General features: G+C 71.5%; 14 protein-coding genes. 5 read left to right on the plus strand and 9 right to left on the minus strand.

Annotated elements, in window-relative coordinates; translation table 11 throughout:
* Nucleotides 1-106 precede the first annotated feature (106 nt).
* Together JIX55_RS27090 and JIX55_RS27095 are read right to left on the minus strand one after the other, a co-directional pair.
* Entirely contained in the window at nt 107-1,525 is a 1,419-nt protein-coding gene (locus JIX55_RS27090) for an alpha/beta hydrolase (RefSeq protein ID WP_257565866.1), read from the minus strand.
* A gap of 95 nt (nt 1,526-1,620) precedes the next feature.
* A complete protein-coding gene (locus JIX55_RS27095; RefSeq protein ID WP_257565867.1) occupies nt 1,621-2,799 on the minus strand; it encodes a cytochrome P450 family protein in 1,179 nt (392 codons plus the stop codon).
* A 139-nt stretch (nt 2,800-2,938) separates the two neighbouring features.
* Between JIX55_RS27095 and JIX55_RS27100 the strand changes: the two genes are divergently transcribed.
* Nucleotides 2,939-3,631 carry a TetR/AcrR family transcriptional regulator gene (locus JIX55_RS27100; RefSeq protein WP_257565868.1) on the plus strand — a complete coding sequence of 231 codons (693 nt, stop codon included), beginning with the start codon at nt 2,939-2,941 and terminating at the stop codon, nt 3,629-3,631.
* A gap of 122 nt (nt 3,632-3,753) precedes the next feature.
* On the opposite strand, the gene JIX55_RS27105 is transcribed toward JIX55_RS27100, so the two are convergent.
* Nucleotides 3,754-3,954: a ferredoxin gene (locus JIX55_RS27105; protein WP_257565869.1), complete on the minus strand. Its 201-nt coding sequence runs from the start codon at nt 3,952-3,954 to the stop codon at nt 3,754-3,756.
* Between the two features lie 14 nt (nt 3,955-3,968).
* A complete protein-coding gene (locus tag JIX55_RS27110; RefSeq protein WP_443046534.1) occupies nt 3,969-5,285 on the minus strand; it encodes a cytochrome P450 in 1,317 nt (438 codons plus the stop codon).
* A 160-nt stretch (nt 5,286-5,445) separates the two neighbouring features.
* Between JIX55_RS27110 and JIX55_RS27115 the strand changes: the two genes are divergently transcribed.
* Nucleotides 5,446-5,922: a MarR family winged helix-turn-helix transcriptional regulator gene (locus JIX55_RS27115; protein WP_257565870.1), complete on the plus strand. Its 477-nt coding sequence runs from the start codon at nt 5,446-5,448 to the stop codon at nt 5,920-5,922.
* Nucleotides 5,923-6,013: 91 nt separating this feature from the next.
* Here the strand turns inward: JIX55_RS27115 and JIX55_RS27120 are convergent, their stop codons facing one another.
* Nucleotides 6,014-7,201, minus strand: coding sequence for an SCO2400 family protein (locus JIX55_RS27120; RefSeq protein WP_257565871.1), 1,188 nt, complete (start codon nt 7,199-7,201; stop codon nt 6,014-6,016).
* Nucleotides 7,202-7,594: 393 nt separating this feature from the next.
* Between JIX55_RS27120 and JIX55_RS27125 the strand changes: the two genes are divergently transcribed.
* Nucleotides 7,595-9,406 carry a lysyl oxidase family protein gene (locus tag JIX55_RS27125; protein ID WP_257565872.1) on the plus strand — a complete coding sequence of 604 codons (1,812 nt, stop codon included), beginning with the start codon at nt 7,595-7,597 and terminating at the stop codon, nt 9,404-9,406.
* Between the two features lie 106 nt (nt 9,407-9,512).
* Here JIX55_RS27125 and JIX55_RS27130 read toward each other — a convergent pair whose 3' ends face one another.
* On the minus strand, nt 9,513-10,997 hold the full coding sequence (locus tag JIX55_RS27130; RefSeq protein WP_257565873.1) for an MFS transporter: 1,485 nt from the start codon (nt 10,995-10,997) through the stop codon (nt 9,513-9,515).
* Nucleotides 10,998-11,185: 188 nt separating this feature from the next.
* On the opposite strand from JIX55_RS27130, the gene JIX55_RS27135 reads away from it, so the two are divergent.
* Nucleotides 11,186-11,923 (plus strand): AAA family ATPase, encoded by a 738-nt coding sequence (locus JIX55_RS27135; RefSeq protein ID WP_257565874.1) that lies wholly within the window; start codon nt 11,186-11,188, stop codon nt 11,921-11,923.
* Between the two features lie 23 nt (nt 11,924-11,946).
* Here the strand turns inward: JIX55_RS27135 and JIX55_RS27140 are convergent, their stop codons facing one another.
* Nucleotides 11,947-13,314, minus strand: coding sequence for a sensor histidine kinase (locus JIX55_RS27140; protein WP_257565875.1), 1,368 nt, complete (start codon nt 13,312-13,314; stop codon nt 11,947-11,949).
* A gap of 410 nt (nt 13,315-13,724) precedes the next feature.
* On the opposite strand from JIX55_RS27140, the gene JIX55_RS27145 reads away from it, so the two are divergent.
* Nucleotides 13,725-14,282, plus strand: a complete 558-nt coding sequence (locus tag JIX55_RS27145; protein WP_257565876.1) for an isochorismatase family protein — start codon at nt 13,725-13,727, stop codon at nt 14,280-14,282.
* A 117-nt stretch (nt 14,283-14,399) separates the two neighbouring features.
* Here JIX55_RS27145 and JIX55_RS27150 read toward each other — a convergent pair whose 3' ends face one another.
* Both JIX55_RS27150 and JIX55_RS27155 read right to left on the minus strand, forming a co-directional pair.
* Nucleotides 14,400-15,080, minus strand: a complete 681-nt coding sequence (locus tag JIX55_RS27150; protein WP_257565877.1) for a response regulator — start codon at nt 15,078-15,080, stop codon at nt 14,400-14,402.
* Nucleotides 15,077-16,243 carry a sensor histidine kinase gene (locus JIX55_RS27155; protein ID WP_257565878.1) on the minus strand — a complete coding sequence of 389 codons (1,167 nt, stop codon included), beginning with the start codon at nt 16,241-16,243 and terminating at the stop codon, nt 15,077-15,079. The genes JIX55_RS27150 and JIX55_RS27155 overlap by 4 nt, the downstream gene beginning before the upstream one ends.
* Nucleotides 16,244-16,459 lie beyond the last annotated feature (216 nt).

A 16,459-nucleotide genomic window follows, 5' to 3' on the forward strand; every position in this document is an offset into this window, starting at 1 on the left:
GGCCGTACGGGCGGGCCGGTGTGGATAGTGAATAGGGGCGTGCATGACGTATGCACGCCCCCCCTGCCGCCCCCCACGGGTCACCCGCACAGGTCACTCACGGAGGTCACCGCGCCTCCGCCACCACCCTCCCCACGAACTCCGCCAGCGTGCGCGTGGCCGTGTTCCGGTCCGTGGCGGCGAAGAGCGGGTCGAGGTGGTTCATGCCCTCGTCGGTCTCGTGGACGGCGTACGGGATACGGGACTCGGCGACGACCCGCCGGGCGCCCTCCACGACGGTTCCCTTGGAGTAGCTGGTCTGGAAGGCGTAGAGCGGGATGTCGAGCCCGGCGGCGTGCCGCAGCCGCAGCCCGAGGGAACGGGCGAGATCGGTGTCGGCGTAGACGTCACTGACATCCAGATCCACGGACAGCCGGGCGGGCCAGTACCACTCCCACACCCCCGGTACGGGCCCGGCGTACGCCTCCGCGACCCGCCCGATGGGCGTGATCCCGTCATCGACCCACCCCCGTACGCCGTTCCCGTCCCCCTCGGCGGCGAGGTGCCCGGAGTGGACGCTGATGTCGTTGGGCCAGCCGAACCCGGCGTCGACGAAGGTCCCCAGCAGCGCGGCGTTGGTCACCGGGAACGGCACCCGCAGCGCCTCGGGCACCCGCTCCTGGAGGACGGACCGCCCCTCGGGGTCGTGATGGGCGTACCACCCGGCGAGCTGGTACCAGATCTGCGTACTCTCCGCCCGGCTGCCCAGCCCGACCCCGCTGAGCGTCATGTCGAAGACGCGCCCGCCGGCGATCGCCGCGAGCCGCTCCCGTACCTCCTCCGGCGAGTCCCGCACGGGCGTCCCGGTCCCCTCGAACGCCCCGCGCACACCCCCGTCGAGGACCGCCAGCCCGGCGAGATCCCGGTACCCGCCCCGCCCCGCGAAATCCCAGGCCGCATACGCCAGCGCGCTGGTCGCACCCCAGGAATGCCCCCCGAGCACGACCCGCCGCCGCCCGTCGCCCCGAGCGGCCAGCACGACACACCGAAGATCTTCAAGGGCCCGTTCCAGCCCCCACCCCCCGAAGAACCCGGCCCGGGCCGGCTCCAACGCCCGATACCGGCCGTCGAGGTAGTACCCCACCGGGTCACCACCCCCGAACCCACTGCGATCGGTCAGGTTCTCCTCCCGCCGATCAACGGCCCACACCTGAACGCCCGGCACCCGCGCGACCAGATCCCGAGCCATCAGCCGAAAGTCATTGGCCGCCCCGAACATCCCCGGCACCAGCACCACGACGGTCCCCGCATCCCGCGGCCCCACCATGAGGACATGCACCCGGTCACTTCCGACGGGCCCACCCCCGGCCCCCACGGAGATCGGCACATAGGCCTCCGCACCCGCTCCGGCCGCCCCACCGGGCCCCCGCCCGGCACCGGCCGCCCAGGCCCGCCCACCTCCCGCCCCGACCCCTGTCCCCGCCAGAGCCAGCCCTCCGGCCAGCCCACCACTCAACACCGCTCTACGCGCCAGCCGCTTCGTCATCTCCGGTCGTCTCCTTGGAAGTTGGGGGGCAACGACACGTCCCCAAGCTTCTCCCGCCGTGCGCGCGGGTCGGCCACCGGGGCCTCGGCCCCGCATCACCCCAGGCGGACCGGCAGCTCCGGCAGGCCCCTCAGCATGGTGCTGGTTCGCCAGGTGAGGGAGGTGGGGGTGGTGGCGAAGGCGAGGTGGGGGTGGTGTCGGAGGAGGAGCCGTAGGGCGATGGTGGCTTCGATGCGGGCGAGGGGGGCGCCCAGGCAGTGGTGGATGCCGTGACCGAAGGCGAGGTGGGAGTTGGGGCGGCGGGTGAGGTCGAAGCGGTCGGGGGACGGGAAGCGGAGGGGGTCGCGGGACGCCGCGGCCAGGGAGACCTGCACGGCGTCGCCGGGAGAGATCGGGGTGTCCGCGAGGATCAGGGGTTCGGCGGCGAAGCGCAAGACCGCGGCGTGGACCGGGGAGTTGTAGCGGAGGGATTCCTCTATCGTCGCGCCGGTCAGGGCGAAGTCCGTGCGCAGGGCCGCCAGTTGGTCGGGGTGGGTGAGCAGGCTGTGGACGGTCGCCGAGATGAGGTTGACCGTCGTCTCGTGGCCCGCGACGAGGATGAGGAAGGCCATGCCGAGGAGCTCCTCGGCGGAGAGGGCTTCGGGGGCCGTCGCCGTCAGTTCGCTCAGCAGGGTTTCGTCCGGGGCGGCGCGTTTTCGGGCTATCAGGGCCGTGAGGTAGTCCGTGAGGGCTGCCGCCGCGCCTGCCGTCGCTTCCGGAGACGTCGGCATCACCAGCTCCGTCGACCAGTCGTGGAACACGTTTCGGTCGGTGTCGGGGACGCCCAGGATCTCGCAGATCACCGCTACGGGGAGCGGCAGCGCGTACCGGCTCACCAGGTCCGCCGTGCCCCGAGCGGGCAGTTTCGACAGCAGGGCCGTCGCGATCTCCTCGATCCGGGGGCGTAAGGACGCCGTCCGGGCGGGGGTGAAGTGCGCGGCGACCGACTGGCGCAGCCGGGTGTGCTGCGGCGGGTCGCTCTGGAGCATGTTGAGGCCGATGGCGTTGCCGCCGTCCCTCTCCCAGGCGGAGTGGCGGATGTCGTTGCTCAGCCGGGAGTCCGTCAGCGCGGCCCGGGCGGCGTCCCGGCTCAGGACCAGCCAGCAGTCACCCGTCTGCGGGATGTGCACCCGGTGCACGGGGCCCTTCGCACGCAGGGCCGCGTAGACGGCGTGGGGGTCGGTCGCGAAGTCGTGGCCGTCGGGGGCCAGTTCGTCCAGCGTGGGTGCTCGCATGGCCTGTTCGCCGCCTTTCGGTTCGCGGTTCCGGAGGCTATCCGGGGCTATCCGGGGAGTTCTCCCCGTTTTATCGGTCGACGATAACATCGGGGTATTCGGCGCCGGGGAGCAGTCCCCGTTTATCGCGGAGGATGACATGACCGTCGGTGCGGACCGCTCGACACCGCCGCCACGGCGGCGCGACGCGCAGCGCAACTGGGAACTGCTGGTGGCGGCGGCCCATGAGGTGTTCACCGAGCAGGGGCTCGACGCGCCGCTGGATGTGATCGCCCGCCGGGCGGGAGTGGGGAACGCGACGCTCTACCGGCACTTCCCGAGCCGTGCCGTCCTCATCGACGCCGTCTTCCACGACCAGCTCACCGACACGATGGCCGTCGGGGAGCGCGTCCGGAATGCGCCGGACGCCTGGACCGGGCTCAACGAATACCTCGGCGCGGTCTTCGGCACGCTGGCCGCCGACCTCGGCACGAACGACCTCATGACCACCCACGTACCGGGCGTCGGTGTCCTTGAGGACGTGCACGAGCACAACCGGCGGACCCTCGACCATCTGCTGGGGCGCGGCCGCGACGAGGGCACCGTCCGGCCCGACATCACCACCGAGGACGTCCTCTTCGCCCTCGCCGCCCTCGGCCGCGCCGTCCCCGCCCTCACCGCCGCGACCGCCCCCGACGCCTGGCGCCGCCCCCTGGCCCTCCTCCTCGACAGCCTCCGCCCGCCCCGGCCCACGGCCGCCCCGCCGCAGCCCCTGCCCGGCCCCGCCCTCACCGACGCCCAACTCGGGGACGTACTGGAGGCGTTGGGACCTCATCGCGCGGCGAGGGGATAGGGGCGGCGAGGGGATAGGGGGAGACAGGTGGACGGCAGGGGCTCGGTGGTTGGTGCGGCTGCGGCCCGGTGGCAGCGCACGCATCGGCCCCCCGGCGGCTCACGCACCAGCGGGCCGGTGGCTCATGTCTCGTCGTCGACGGTGATCGCCGCCGCCGGGCAGACCGCCGCCGCCTCGCGGACGGCCGGGTGGTGCGGCGGGGTGGGTTCCGTGTCGAGGAGTACGACGATGCCGTCCTCGTCGCGCTGGTCGAAGACTTCGGGGGCGATGAGGACGCACTGGCCGGCGCCGCAGCACTTCGCCTCGTCCACGTGGACCTTCATGGCGGCTCCCTTCCTCACCAGCGCACCGGGACCTCGCGCAGGCCGCCCACGAGGAGCCCTTCGACCTTGCGCAACTCCTCGGCGGGGACGGCGAGTTCGAGGGTGGGGAGTTTGCGGAGGAGGACTTCGAGGACGACCTGGAGCTCGGTGCGGGCGAGGGCCTGGCCGAGGCAGGAGTGGGGGCCGGCGCCGAAGGTGAGGTGGGGGTTGGGGCTGCGGGTGAGGTCCATCTCGTCGGCGCCGGTGAAGACCCGCTCGTCACGGTTGGCGGCGGACATACCGCAGAACACGGTGGTGCCGCCGGGCAGCAGCTCCCCGTCGAGGTCGACGTCCTCGCTCAGATAGCGCCGCATGCCGAAGCCGCCGAGGTTGGCGTCGAAGCGCAGCACCTCCTCGACCGCCGTACGGACGAGGGACGGATCGGCGAGCAACTGCTCCCAGCGGCTGCGGTCGGCCAGCAGCAGCGCGGCCATCTTGCCGATCATGTTCGCGGTGGTCTCGTGGCCCGCGACCAGCAACCCCATGCCGGTGGCGAGGAGTTCGGCGTCGGTGAGCCGGTCGGCCTCCGGCAGCGCGGCGCTCTCCACGATCAGCATGCTGATCAGGTCCTCGCCGGGTGCGGCGCGCTTCGCCGCGACGAGTTCGGCCATGTACCGCGCGAACTCGGTGAACGCCGCCCCGGTCTCCTCCTTCGAGAAACGGCTGACGTTCAGGAACGCGTCGGACCAGTGCGAGAAGCGGTCCCGGTCCTCGGCCGGCGCGCCGAGCAGGTCGCAGATGACGTAGACCGGGAGCGGGAAGCCGAGGGCGGCCTTGAGATCGCCGGGCTGTCCGCGCTCGATCATCTCGTCGAGCAGGGTCTCGGCGATCTTCGCCATGCCGGGGCGCAGGGCCGCCATGCGTTTCGCGGTGAAGTACCGGCCGACCTGGCGCCGCCAGCGCAGATGCGGCTCGCCGGTCTCCGGGATCGCCAGCTCGTAGTCGGAGGACGCGTCGGCCGCGGCGCCGCCCGAGCCGTCTGCGGAGAGCCGAGCGGTGTCGTCCCCGGCGCGCGGACGGGAGAAGCGGGGGTCGGACAGGAGGGCGCGGACGTCGTCGTAGCGGCTCACGAACTTCGCCCGGTCGCCGCTCGGCAGCTCGACCGTGGCCACCGGGCACTGCGCACGCAGTCGTTCCCACTCGGCGGGCGGGTCCAGGGGGCCGGCGCTCGGCATCGGCAGCCGGACGACATCGCTGTCCCCATCCGTCCTGGTCCGGTTGTTCCGGATTGTCTCGTCCCGGATTGTCCCGTCCTGGCTTGTCTCGTCGCGGCTCGTTTCGACCTGGCCCATCTCGACATCTCCTTGTGGGGGTGGGGGAGGGAGACGGAAATGCACGCTACACAGGTAGTGCATGATGCATCAATGGTGCATCATGCACTCTCCATGCATGGCGCAATTTCGACGTAGGGTGAGGGGCCCATGGCGGCCAGACAGACAGGAGGGGAGCGGCGTGGATGCCCGAGAGGCGGGGGAGCGCATCGAGCGGGAGCTGCTGATCCTGACGCGGAACCGTGAGACGTCGACGCCCCGAGGTGTCCGCGACGGCGGTGCCCTCGACCGTAGCGCCTACGTCCTGCTCAGCAGACTCGAGGCCCAAGGGCCCATGTCCATCCCGGACTTCGTGGAGGCGTTCGGGTTCGCCGCGTCCACGTTCACCCGGCAGACCTCGGCGCTTCTGCGCGACGGCCTGGTGGAGCGGACCCTCGACCCCGACGGGGGAGTGGCCCGCAAGTTCCGGATCACCGACCAGGGGTCGGCGCGCCTCGCCGAGCAGCGCGAGGAGTTCGTCACCGGCCTGACCGGCGTCATCGCCGACTGGCCCGCCGAACGCCTCCAGCGCTTCGTCGCCGACCTGGAGCAGTTCAACACCGACATCGAACGCGTCAGCGGGCGTTCCTGGCCACGGCCGATGGCCGACGAACGCTGAAGGGCGATCGTCGACGGGAGGGTGTTTGTGGGCGGGAGGGGAGTGGGCTGACCGCCGAGGCCGTCAGCCCACGTATGGCGGCCGGTCGTCGTCAGCTCACGCACACGATGCCGAGCAGGCACAGCCCCGACGGTGAGGTGGTCGCCGTGTCGGAGCTCGAACCGTCCGACGTGTCCGTGCCCGTGTCCGAGCCGGCGTCCGAGCCACTGCCCGAGTCCGTGCCGGTGCTCGTGTCCGTACCCGTACCGGTGTCCGTCGAGGAGCCGGCGTCGTCGGTGGCCGGAGGCGTGGTCGTCTCGTCCGTCGGTGTACCGGTGGCGGCGTCGGTGGCCGTCTTGCCGGTGGTGGAGGAGCCGGTTCGCGCCTGCTGGCCGGACGGCGTCGACGCGGCCGTACGGGGGGAGCTGGGAGTGCCCTCGCGGGAGTTCGGCGTATCGGCGGCCGAGCGGTCGCGCGAGGTGCTGGTGCCCGGTGACCGCTTGGTGGGGCTGTTCGAGGTGCGCCGGGTGTCGTCGGTCTCCGTCGCCGACGTACGGCCGCGCTGCGAGCCCTGCTCCTTGACGCCGCCCAGGCTCTCGGCGTCCGGCGCCGTGGCCGCCTGGGTCCGGTCGGTGGACTGCCGGTCCATCCCGATGACGGTCAGGCCGCCGCCGACCAGCGCGACCGCGGTCGCGACCACGGCCCGGCGCTGGTTCTTCTTCCACCGCGCCAGCTGGCGCCGCCGCGCGGCCCGCCCCTGTGGCGCCGTCGGCACACCCTCCACATCCACGTCAGCGTCTACGTCTACGTCCTCGATGCCGGACGTCTCGGTGAGCGGGGCCTCGGACCGCGCGGCCCCATCCCCGCCGAGTCCGGCCGCGGGCGCCTCGGCGGCCAACCGGTCGGCCGGGAAGCCGTTCGCCGTCAACCGGTCGGCTGCGAAGCCGTTCGCCGTCAACCGGTCGGCTGCGAAGCCGTCCGCCGTCAACCGGTCGGCCGTGAAGCCGTCCGTCGTCAACTGTTCTGTGGCGTACTCGTCCGTCGCGAACCCGTCCCCCGCCAAGCCGTGCGCCGGTGTGCCCTCCTGCCAACCGCCGCCCATGGCGCCGTACTCCCAGGTCGCCGCAGGCACCGTCGGCACCATCGGGAGCATCACCGACCCGGTGGTCGTCCCGGTCGCCGGGGCCGGGACGACGCGGCTGTCGATCGTGGCCGGGGCTATGTCGGGCGCGTAGGCACCGCAGCCGGGGCACACGAGGGCTCCGTTGAGATGTCGGCGACATGAGGTGCAGTAGTCCATGGAGGTCTTCCTGTGTGGGCATGCCGTCGACCCGCCGGGCCGCGGCCCGGTCACGTCACGTTCGCACGTGGGATCGAGCGGATCGAGCGGTCAGTAACGCTAACGAGCCATTCTCAGAGCTGTGTGCAGGCTGTGTGATGCTCCTGCGCGGATCCACCGGGGAGTTGGAGGCGGTTCCGCAGGGATGTGCGGGCATGTGTTTGAGCCGTGCTCGCCGCCCCTTTCGTCGAATTCCGCCTCAACAGGCAACCCGGACACGTCGTTTACCAATCTCACAGGTTGCTCACAGGGCGACCGGAGCAAGCTCGGCCGGGTCCCAGGCGCGCGGGGGTGCGCCGTACGGCCGGCCGGCCGGTCGTCGTCCGTGGGCTGTCCAGTCCGATGCCACTGACCATGGCACTCGCAGACGAGGAACCGATGACCAGCCAGATGACCAGTTCGAACAGTCCGACGAACGGGCCGGGGACCGACGGTACGGGCGAGGGGGCGACCGACCGGACGAGAGGCCAGGAGCGCCGCAGTCGCCTGACGCGTCCGGGTCTCGCCACCCTGGCGTCGCTCACCGTGGTGGCCGCCATCGCCGGGGCCGCTCCCGGCGCCGGTGCCGCGCCCGCCGCGACGCCCGGCAAGCCGCAGCTCAAGCTGATCGCCGCGTCGAACTCCGTGACGCTCACCCGCTACGAGTGGTCCCAGGGCGTCAGCCTGCAGCTCGGGACGTACATCTCGGTCGACAACGCGCCCCTGGAGTTCCAGGTGACGCGGAAGTCGTACAAGGACCCGATCGTCGCCAAGCAGATCCTCCGCGACGGCAAGACCACGAAGACGAAGACCCTGCCCAAGGGGATGCTGAACGATTTCTCCGGGCTGACCGGCTTCCTGGAGATCTCGGTCAAGAACGCGGCCGGGGAAGAGGTGGTGAAGAGCGAGGGGAACTTCTGCCCGAACAACGCCTCGGGCCGGATCCGCCCGGACGCCCCGGCGACCAACCACTATCCGCAGAGCTGCTCCACCAACCCGTGGACGCTGGGCTCGGTGTGGGGCGTCGAGAAGGGCTGGGCGGCCAACACCACCAACTGGGACTACGACAGGGGGGTGGACCTGCCGGTGGGCGAGTACACCGCCCAGGTGGGCGTGGCGAAGAAGTACCGCGACCTGTTCGGCATACCCGACGACCGGCCGACCATCAAGGTGACGGTGCGGGAGGAGACCGAGGAGGGCGGCGAGGGCCTGACCACGTCGAAGTCCTCGTCCTCCGCCCACCACGGCGGCGCTCACGGTGGCGACCACGCGGCGCAGTCCGCTCCGGCCGGACAGCCGGCCATGGACGGTCATTACGGCCCGCGCGGCGCCGACGCCCCGACGCCGCCCGAGCTCTCCTACGCCCTCAAGGACCGAGGCCTCGCGAACCACCTGGGCGACGGCGCCGGCCACACCGACGGCTCGCGCATCGCGCCCGCGCTGAAGCCCGCCGCCAAGCGGCCCACCGGCAAGGCGGGTGCCCCGGCGAACATCCCCAAGCCGGACCTGCGGTCGCTGCCCGCCTGGGACATCGCCGTCACCGACGGCGAGGACGGCGACGCACCCGGCAAGGACTACCTCGCCTTCAGCGCGAACGTCTGGAACGCGGGCCCCGCGCCCCTCGTGGTCGACGGCTTCCGCAAGCCCGGCGCGGACCTGATGGACGCGTACCAGTACTTCTACGACGCCGACGGCAAGCAGGTCGGCTACACCCCCACCGGCACCATGGAGTGGGACCCGCGCGCGGGCCACGAGCACTGGCACTTCACGGACTTCGCCAGCTACCGCCTGCTCAGCGAGGACCAGACGAAGGAGGTGCGCTCCGGCAAGGAGGCGTTCTGCCTGGCCAACACCGACGCCATCGACTACACGGTGAAGAACGCCAACTGGCACCCGGAGAACACCGACCTGTCCACCGCGTGCGGTTCGCAGGACGCCATCTCCGTACGTGAGGTCCTCGACGTCGGCTCCGGCGACACGTACACCCAGTACCGTCCCGGCCAGTCCTTCGACATCACCGACCTGCCGAACGGCACGTACTACATCCAGGTCATCGCCAACCCGGAGAACCGCCTTCAGGAGACCAACCACAAGAACAACATCGCCCTCCGCAAGGTCGTCCTGAGCGGTGAGCCGGGCGCCCGCACGGTCCAGGTGCCGCCGCACGAGCTGATCGACGCGAAGTAACGACAGCCACGCCTTCGGAAGAGCACACGAACCCCCAGGCCCTGGGCCTGGGGGTTTCGCTGTGGGGGCGCTGTGTGAGGGGTGCCGTGTGGCGCTGGGTGGGGCGTTACGCCTTCGCCCCGGCGACCTCCGCCCGCTCGGCCGGGCCCTCGGCGGCGGCCGCCGCCGGGACGGCGGCGCGGCGCTTCGGGATGAAGGAGGCGAGGAGGAAGGCGAGGAGGGCGGCACCGGCGCCGATGGCCATGACGACCTTGAAGCCGTTCTCCGAGGGGAGGGCGTAGCCGCCGAAGTCGGTGGTCATCTGGGCGAGGATGACGCCGGCGAGGGCGCTGGCGAACGAGGTGCCGAGCGAGCGCATCAGCGTGTTGAGGCTGTTGGCGGCGGCCGTCTCGGACTCCGGCACGGCACCCATGATCAGGGCGGGCATCGCGCCGTAGGTGAAGCCGACACCGCCGCCGATGACGCAGGAGACGAGGACGAGGTGCCAGACCTCGCTCATGAGGACGATGTTGAGGCCGTAACCGGTGGCGACGATCAGGGCACCGACCATCAGTGTCACCTTCGGCCCCTTGGCCTTGGTGAGCGCCGCGGACACGGCGGACATGGCCATCATCACCAGACCCTGCGGGGCCAGCACCAGGCCGACGGTCATCATGGACTTGCCGAGGCCGTAGCCGGTCTCCTCCGGCAGCTGGAGCAGCTGCGGCAGGACCAGGGACATAGCGAACATCGAGAAGCCGAGCGCGATCGAGGCGAGGTTGGTGAACAGCACCTGCGGCCGGGCGGTGGTCCGCAGATCGACCAGCGGCTGCTTCGCCCGCAGCTCGTAGACGCCCCACGACCCGAGGACCACCACCGCGGCGGTGAACAGCCCCAGCGTCGTCCCGCTCGTCCAGCCCCAGTCGCCGCCCTTGGAGACGGCCAGCAGCAGCGAGACCAGTCCGGCGGACAGCCCGAGCGACCCGACGAGGTCGAAACGGCCGCCGGTGCGCACCTTCGACTCCGGTACGACCCTCAGGACCAGCAGGAAGGACAGGGCGCCGAGGGCGGCGGAGGTCCAGAACAGCAGGTGCCAGTCCCAGTTGTCCGCGATGAACGCGGCGGCGGGCAGACCGAGGGCGCCTCCGACACCGAGGGAGGCACTCATCAGCGCGGTCGACCCGGCGAGGCGCTCGGCGGGCAGGACGTCCCGCATGACGCTGATGCCGAGTGGGATGACTGCGGCCGCCAGCCCCTGGAGCCCCCGCCCGATGATCATCGGGACGAGCGAGTCGGCCAGTGCGCAGACCACCGAACCGGACACCAGCAGCACGATGCTCAGGAGCAGCATCCGCCGCTTGCCGAACATGTCGCCCAGCCGTCCGACGACCGGCGTGGCCACCGCCGCCGCCAGCAGCGTCGCGGTGACCGCCCACGCGGTGTCCGACGCCGGCGCGTCCAGCAGCCTCGGCAGCTCGGGCACGATCGGAATGACCAGCGTCTGCATCAGCGCGACGACGATCCCGGCCAGCGCCAGTACCGCCACCACGGCATTCGGCCTCAGCGGGGCGCCGGCACCCGCGTCGGCGGGTCGGTCGAGGGTGTGGGACATGGCGGGCCTCCGTCAGGAGAGAGTGGGTTGGGATCTGGGCGTCTCGTCACAGCCAGGACGTTGCTTGCCTTACTCAACCATAAGCCGATTGCTTGACTTACGCAAGTTAGTTTCGGTGGGGTGCGCCCGGGCGTGCCCGGGGTTGGCCGGTTCGGACGGATCCCGGCCGCCCCATGGGAGACTGGGGCGTGATTATCGAACGTGCGTACGCTCACGTTGCCTCGTCCGGCGAGGGGGAGTCTGGCAAGGGGGAGCCGGGCGGAAGGGGGTGGCCTTGGTCCGTGCCCTGTGTGCGCGGGCTCGTCGCGGACGGTCTGCGCTTCACCGCGCCGGTGACCTATCTGGTCGGTGAGAACGGCTCGGGCAAGTCGACCCTCGTCGAGGCCCTCGCCGAAGGCTTCGGTCTGGACTCCTGGGGCGGCTCGCACGACTGGCGTTACGCCGCCCACCGCCCCAAGTCGGTGCTGGGCGAGCGGATCCGGTTCGACGCGGCGCCGGGCGGACGGCGGATGCTGGGCAGCTGGTCCGCCCGCAAGGGCTTCTTCCTGCGCGCGGAGACGGCGCTGGACGCGCTGGACCGGGAAGGGTTCGCCCCGGAGTCGGTCAGTCACGGCGAGGGCTTCCTCGCGGCGTTCCGGGGAAAGTTCCTCCAGCCCGGCCTGTATGTGATGGATGAGCCGGAAGCGGCGCTGTCGTTCACGTCCTGCCTCGAACTCCTCGGCCACATCGATCAGTTGGTGAAGCGTGGCGGCCAGGTCATCTGCGCTACCCACTCCCCGCTGCTGACCGCCCTTCCCGGCGCGGACATCATCGAGGTCGGCGACCACGGCATGCGTCGGGTGGCCTGGGACGAGCTCACCCTGGTCGACCACTGGCGCCGCTACCTCGCCGACCCGCGGTCGTATCTGCGGCATGTCCTGGGCTGAAGGCGCCCGGCGAGGCGAGAAGGTCAGGAGCGCGGCAGCGGCAGTTCGGCGACCACCTCGAAGCCGCCACGGGGCCCCGGCCCGACCCGGAGCCGACCGCCGGCGGAGTGGGCGCGCTCGCGCATGCCGATGAGGCCGTATCCACCGCCGGGGGAGGGCGCCGGGGCGGCGGTCGCGTCGTGGCTGCCAGGGCCAGGGCCAGGGCCGGGGCCGGGGCCGGGGCCGGGGCCGGGGTCGCTGTCGGGGTAGGGGTCGGTGTCGTTGGAGATGGTCAGCCGGAGGTGCGACGAGGTGTAGGCGAGGTGGACCTGGGCGGTGCGGGTGGACGCGTGCTTGGTGACGTTGGTGAGGGCTTCCTGGACGATGCGGTACGCGGTGAGATCGGCACCCGAGGACAGTGGCCGGGGCTCACCCTTGCCGGTCACGGTCACTATGAGCCCGGCGTTCTCGAACGAGGCGGCCAGGTCGGGGAGTCGGGTGAGACCCGGCGTGGAGTCGACGGGCTTGTCCCCCTTCCCCTCGTACCCCTCGGCGCGCAACAGCCCGACGGTGGCCTTGAGTTCGCGAAGGGCCGAGGTCGTGGTCCCGGCCAGCTCGGTGATGAGCCGCTCCGCCTCCTCGGGCCGGTCCCGTACGAACCGGCCCACCGCGCCGGCCTGGAGGTTGGCCAGTACGAGGTGATGGGCGACGACGTCATGCAGATCCCGCGCGATCCGCATCCGTTCCTCGGCGACCCGCCGCTTGGCCTCCTCGTCCCGGGTCCGCTCGGCGTGCTCGGCCCGCGCCTGCACGGCCTCCACATACGCCCCGCGCAACCGCGTCACCGTGCCGAGCGAGGTCGGCAGCAGCAGCCAGGCCGTCGGCCCGATCAACTTCAGCACCAACGGCTCCCCGTCGGGCCCCGCGACCAGCCCCGTCGCCGCCAGCAGCGCGATGGCGGAGACGGTGAAGCAGTTGGCCGTCTTCCGGTTCGTCCGCACCGCCAGCGAGTGCAACGCGACCATCAGCGGCGCCAGCAGCAGAACGGTGAGCAGGTACCCGAGCGCACACGCTGCCGTCGCACACACGAGGGTCACCACCACCGTCGTACGCGGCCGACTGCGCCGCCACAGGAGAGCCACACACGACACCCCGGCCAACAACACCCCTGGCCACCACGGCACCGCCAGCCCCTGCCCGGGCCACGCGATCAGACTCCCGGGGAACGCGCAGGCGAAGAGAGCGGTGGCGAGGGCGACGTCGATGGCCCGGCGGAGGGTGTGGGGGGCGGCCTGGCGCGGGTTGCCGAGGGAGGGTGTGGTGAAGGTGGGGGTGGGGGTGCGGGTGGTCGCGGGGGTGGGGAATGCGGAGGGGTGGGGGTTCGCCGTGGGAGCGGTTCTGGAGGGATCCATGGTGGGTGAGGTCCTGTCCGAGTCGTCGTCGGTTTCTGTGCCGGTATCGGGTCGGTGGCAGGGCGGTGTCGATTTCGGTGTCTGATTTCGGGGGCGATACCGGCAGGCCCGGCGGCGGAATGGGGGAAGTGTTCCGGCCGCCGGGCCGCCGATCGCGCCGTGCCCCGTCCCCACGGGTCCGGCGCGCTGGGGCCGCCTCCGCTCTTGGCGACCCCGGTCCATGGGCTCGGCTCAGCTCGACCGGGCCGTTCCTGATTGCTTGACTTACGCAATCACAATCGACTTACTTAAGTCAAGCAATCATCAGGGCTGGGTGGATGGCTCGCGGAAGTCCTTCCCGACTGTCGATGTCAGTGGGTGGGGCTAGCGTTTGTGAGACATCAATCCGGCATGCGATCAGGGGGAACACCGTGACCACACTCGAAGGTCGACCGAACACCGCACTCCTCGTCGTCGATGTGCAGCGCGACGTCGTGCAGGAGGCCCACGACCGCGACGCGGTCGTCGCGAACGTGGCCGCGCTGGTCGAAGGGGCGCGGCAGGGCGGGGTCCCCGTTGTCTGGGTGCAGCATTCCGACGAGGACCTCGTGAAGGGGAGTGACGGCTGGCGGATCGTCTCCGAGCTGACCCCGGGCGATAGCGAACCGCTCGTCCACAAGAGCTACGGCGACTCCTTCGAGGACACCACCCTTGAGGCCGTGCTCGCGGGTCTCGGGGTCGGCCGGCTCCTCGTCGCTGGCGCGGAGACCGACGCCTGCATCCGCTCGACGCTCCATGGCGCGCTCGTCAGGGGGTACGACGCGACGCTGGTCGGCGACGCCCACACCACCGGCGACAAGTCGGCGTGGGGTGCGCCGTCCCCGGACCAGGTCATCGCCCACACGAACCTGTACTGGACGTACCAGACGGCCCCGGGGCGGACGGCCGGGACCGTCGAGACGAAGGATGTGGACTTCGGCGGATCCTGAATCTGCTCTCGCGGGCCTGTTGGGCGAGGCTCTCCCAGCCTTTGACCGTGGCCAGGGCCACGGTCGAGGTCGAGGTCGAGGTTGCGTCCGCGTCCGCGAAGCGGACTTCCCAGTCGCTCACAACAGGCCGAGGTCCCGGGCGCGGAGTGCCGCCTGGGTGCGGTCGCGCAGGGCGAGGCGGTTGAGGATGCGAGAGACGTGGTTTTTGACCGTGCCCTCGCTGAGGTACAGCCGCGCGGCGATCTCCCGGTTGGTGTGCCCGTGTGCCACGAGCCGCAGAATGTCCGTCTCGCGCGGGCTGAGGGCGACCGCGGGAGCCTCCGCGGCGGGGCCGGAACGCGGCAGGAAGGCGGTCAGGTGGCGGGTGACGGACGAGTCGAGCTGGGTGACGCCCGCGTGCGCCAGGCGGACGGCGTGGGCGAGTTCCTCGGCCGGCAGATCCTTGAGGAGATAGCCGTGCGCGCCGGCCCGCAGTGCCTGCACGACGTACTCCTCGTCGTCGAACGTCGTCAGCATCACCACCCGGCATTCCGGCGCCCGGTCGCGCAGGACGGCGACCGCCTCGACACCGTCCGTCTCCGGCATCCGGACGTCCATGAGCACGACGTCCGGCCCCAGTTCCAGAGTCTTCGCCACGGCGTCCCGGCCGTTCACGGCAGTGCCGACGACTTCGATGCCCGGCCGGATGGAGAGCAGAGAGGCGATGCCGTCCCGGATCAGCCGCTGGTCGTCCACCACCAGCACCCGCACGGGCGATGCCTGCTCCGGCTCCTCGTTCGCATCGTTCTCATCGTTCATGTCACTGCTCCCCCGTCTGCCCGGACTTCGCCGTCGCCCCCGCGCGGAACTGTCACCGTCATCCGGGTGCCGGCGCCCGGGCCGCTGGCGATGTCGACGCTGCCCGCCACCAGATGTACCCGCTCCCTCATGCCGAGCAGCCCGAACCCGGCGGTGGCCGCGTCCGGTGCGAAGCCGCGGCCGTCGTCCGTCACCTCCAGTCGCGCGGAGTCCCCGCCCAACTGGACCACAACGGTCACCTGTGAGGCCCGCGCATGGCGGCGCGCGTTGGTCACGGCCTCCTGCGCGGCCCGGTACAGCGCGGTCAGCTCAGCCGTGCCGTAGCCGTCCTCGTCGCCGCTCACCTCGACAGTGACCCGCGGTCGTGCCGCGCCGTCCCGCGCCAGCGCGGCGAGCGCCGCCGACAGCGTGGGGCGCGCCGCCTCGTCCCGCAGAGCGCGCACCGACTGCCGTACGTCGCCCAGCGCGAGCCGCACTGATCGCCGTGCCTCGTTCAGGGCCCGCTGGGCCGCGTCGGAGTCCCGGCTTCTGAAGTCCGAGGCCATCTCCAACTGCACGGACATCGCGGTGAGATGGTGACCGAGGCTGTCGTGGATGTCCCGCGCCAGCCGGTTGCGCTCGGTGGCGGCGGACAATTCGGCGACCCGCGCGGCATACGCCTCCAGTTCGAGCCGTGCGCGCTGCTCGCCGACGGCCACCGCTGCCATCGAGATCGCCAGCACCAGCCCGACGCAGAGCATCAACAGGTCGGACACGTGCTCCTGGTCGCGGTACCAGCCGGGCGCGGTCAGCAGGTAGGTGGTGAGCGGCCCGGCCAGACACAGCGTGCCCAGCACCAGCGCGATGGTGCGGCCGAAGGCGAAGTAGGCGGTGAACGGCAACAGCACGAACAGCACTTGGGACAGCCCCGAGGCGTCCAGCAGCACCACCGCTCCGATCAGGGCGCAGCGGGCCAGCAGCAGCGGCACCCGGGCAGCGGGCCGACGGCGTCCGGCCGCCTCCAGGGCGAACAGCGCACCGATCGCGGTGACGAAGCCGGCCGTCCGCCAGGCCGTCGGCCCGGGGCCGTCATCCAGGTCGGCCGCCGCGGAGTACAGACCACCCACCAGTACGACGCCGTACAGCAGCGGCGACACCCATCGCACGGGCACATACGCCACCATGCGCGCACCCCCTCACCCGTTGCCGCCAGGCTAGGCCGAGCACGGCCGCCCCCGGCACACCAGCGAGCAGATCAAGCCCGGATCAAGCCCGGATCGAGCCCAACGGCATGTGCCGAACGGCCCGGCACCGTCCGGAAGACGTGACTTCCGGCCACCGACGCCGGACGTCCTTCACCTGCCGACGCCGACCGGCCGCTTCCTACGGTTCCGTCTGAG

Origin of the sequence: Streptomyces sp. DSM 40750 (genome assembly GCF_024612035.1) — a bacterium.
Classification (GTDB): Bacteria; Actinomycetota; Actinomycetes; order Streptomycetales; family Streptomycetaceae; genus Streptomyces.

What these genes read in the sequence shown, in the direction of transcription:
- JIX55_RS27090 (WP_257565866.1), bottom strand. Translation starts at nt 1,525, where the DNA reads ATGACGAAGCGGCTGGCGCGTAGAGCGGTGTTGAGTGGTGGGCTGGCC.
- JIX55_RS27095 (WP_257565867.1), bottom strand. Translation starts at nt 2,799, where the DNA reads ATGCGAGCACCCACGCTGGACGAACTGGCCCCCGACGGCCACGACTTC.
- JIX55_RS27100 (WP_257565868.1), top strand. Translation starts at nt 2,939, where the DNA reads ATGACCGTCGGTGCGGACCGCTCGACACCGCCGCCACGGCGGCGCGAC.
- JIX55_RS27105 (WP_257565869.1), bottom strand. Translation starts at nt 3,954, where the DNA reads ATGAAGGTCCACGTGGACGAGGCGAAGTGCTGCGGCGCCGGCCAGTGC.
- JIX55_RS27110 (WP_443046534.1), bottom strand. Translation starts at nt 5,285, where the DNA reads ATGGGCCAGGTCGAAACGAGCCGCGACGAGACAAGCCAGGACGGGACA.
- JIX55_RS27120 (WP_257565871.1), bottom strand. Translation starts at nt 7,201, where the DNA reads ATGGACTACTGCACCTCATGTCGCCGACATCTCAACGGAGCCCTCGTG.
- JIX55_RS27125 (WP_257565872.1), top strand. Translation starts at nt 7,595, where the DNA reads ATGGCACTCGCAGACGAGGAACCGATGACCAGCCAGATGACCAGTTCG.
- JIX55_RS27130 (WP_257565873.1), bottom strand. Translation starts at nt 10,997, where the DNA reads ATGTCCCACACCCTCGACCGACCCGCCGACGCGGGTGCCGGCGCCCCG.
- JIX55_RS27140 (WP_257565875.1), bottom strand. Translation starts at nt 13,314, where the DNA reads ATGGATCCCTCCAGAACCGCTCCCACGGCGAACCCCCACCCCTCCGCA.
- JIX55_RS27150 (WP_257565877.1), bottom strand. Translation starts at nt 15,080, where the DNA reads ATGAACGATGAGAACGATGCGAACGAGGAGCCGGAGCAGGCATCGCCC.
- JIX55_RS27155 (WP_257565878.1), bottom strand. Translation starts at nt 16,243, where the DNA reads ATGGTGGCGTATGTGCCCGTGCGATGGGTGTCGCCGCTGCTGTACGGC.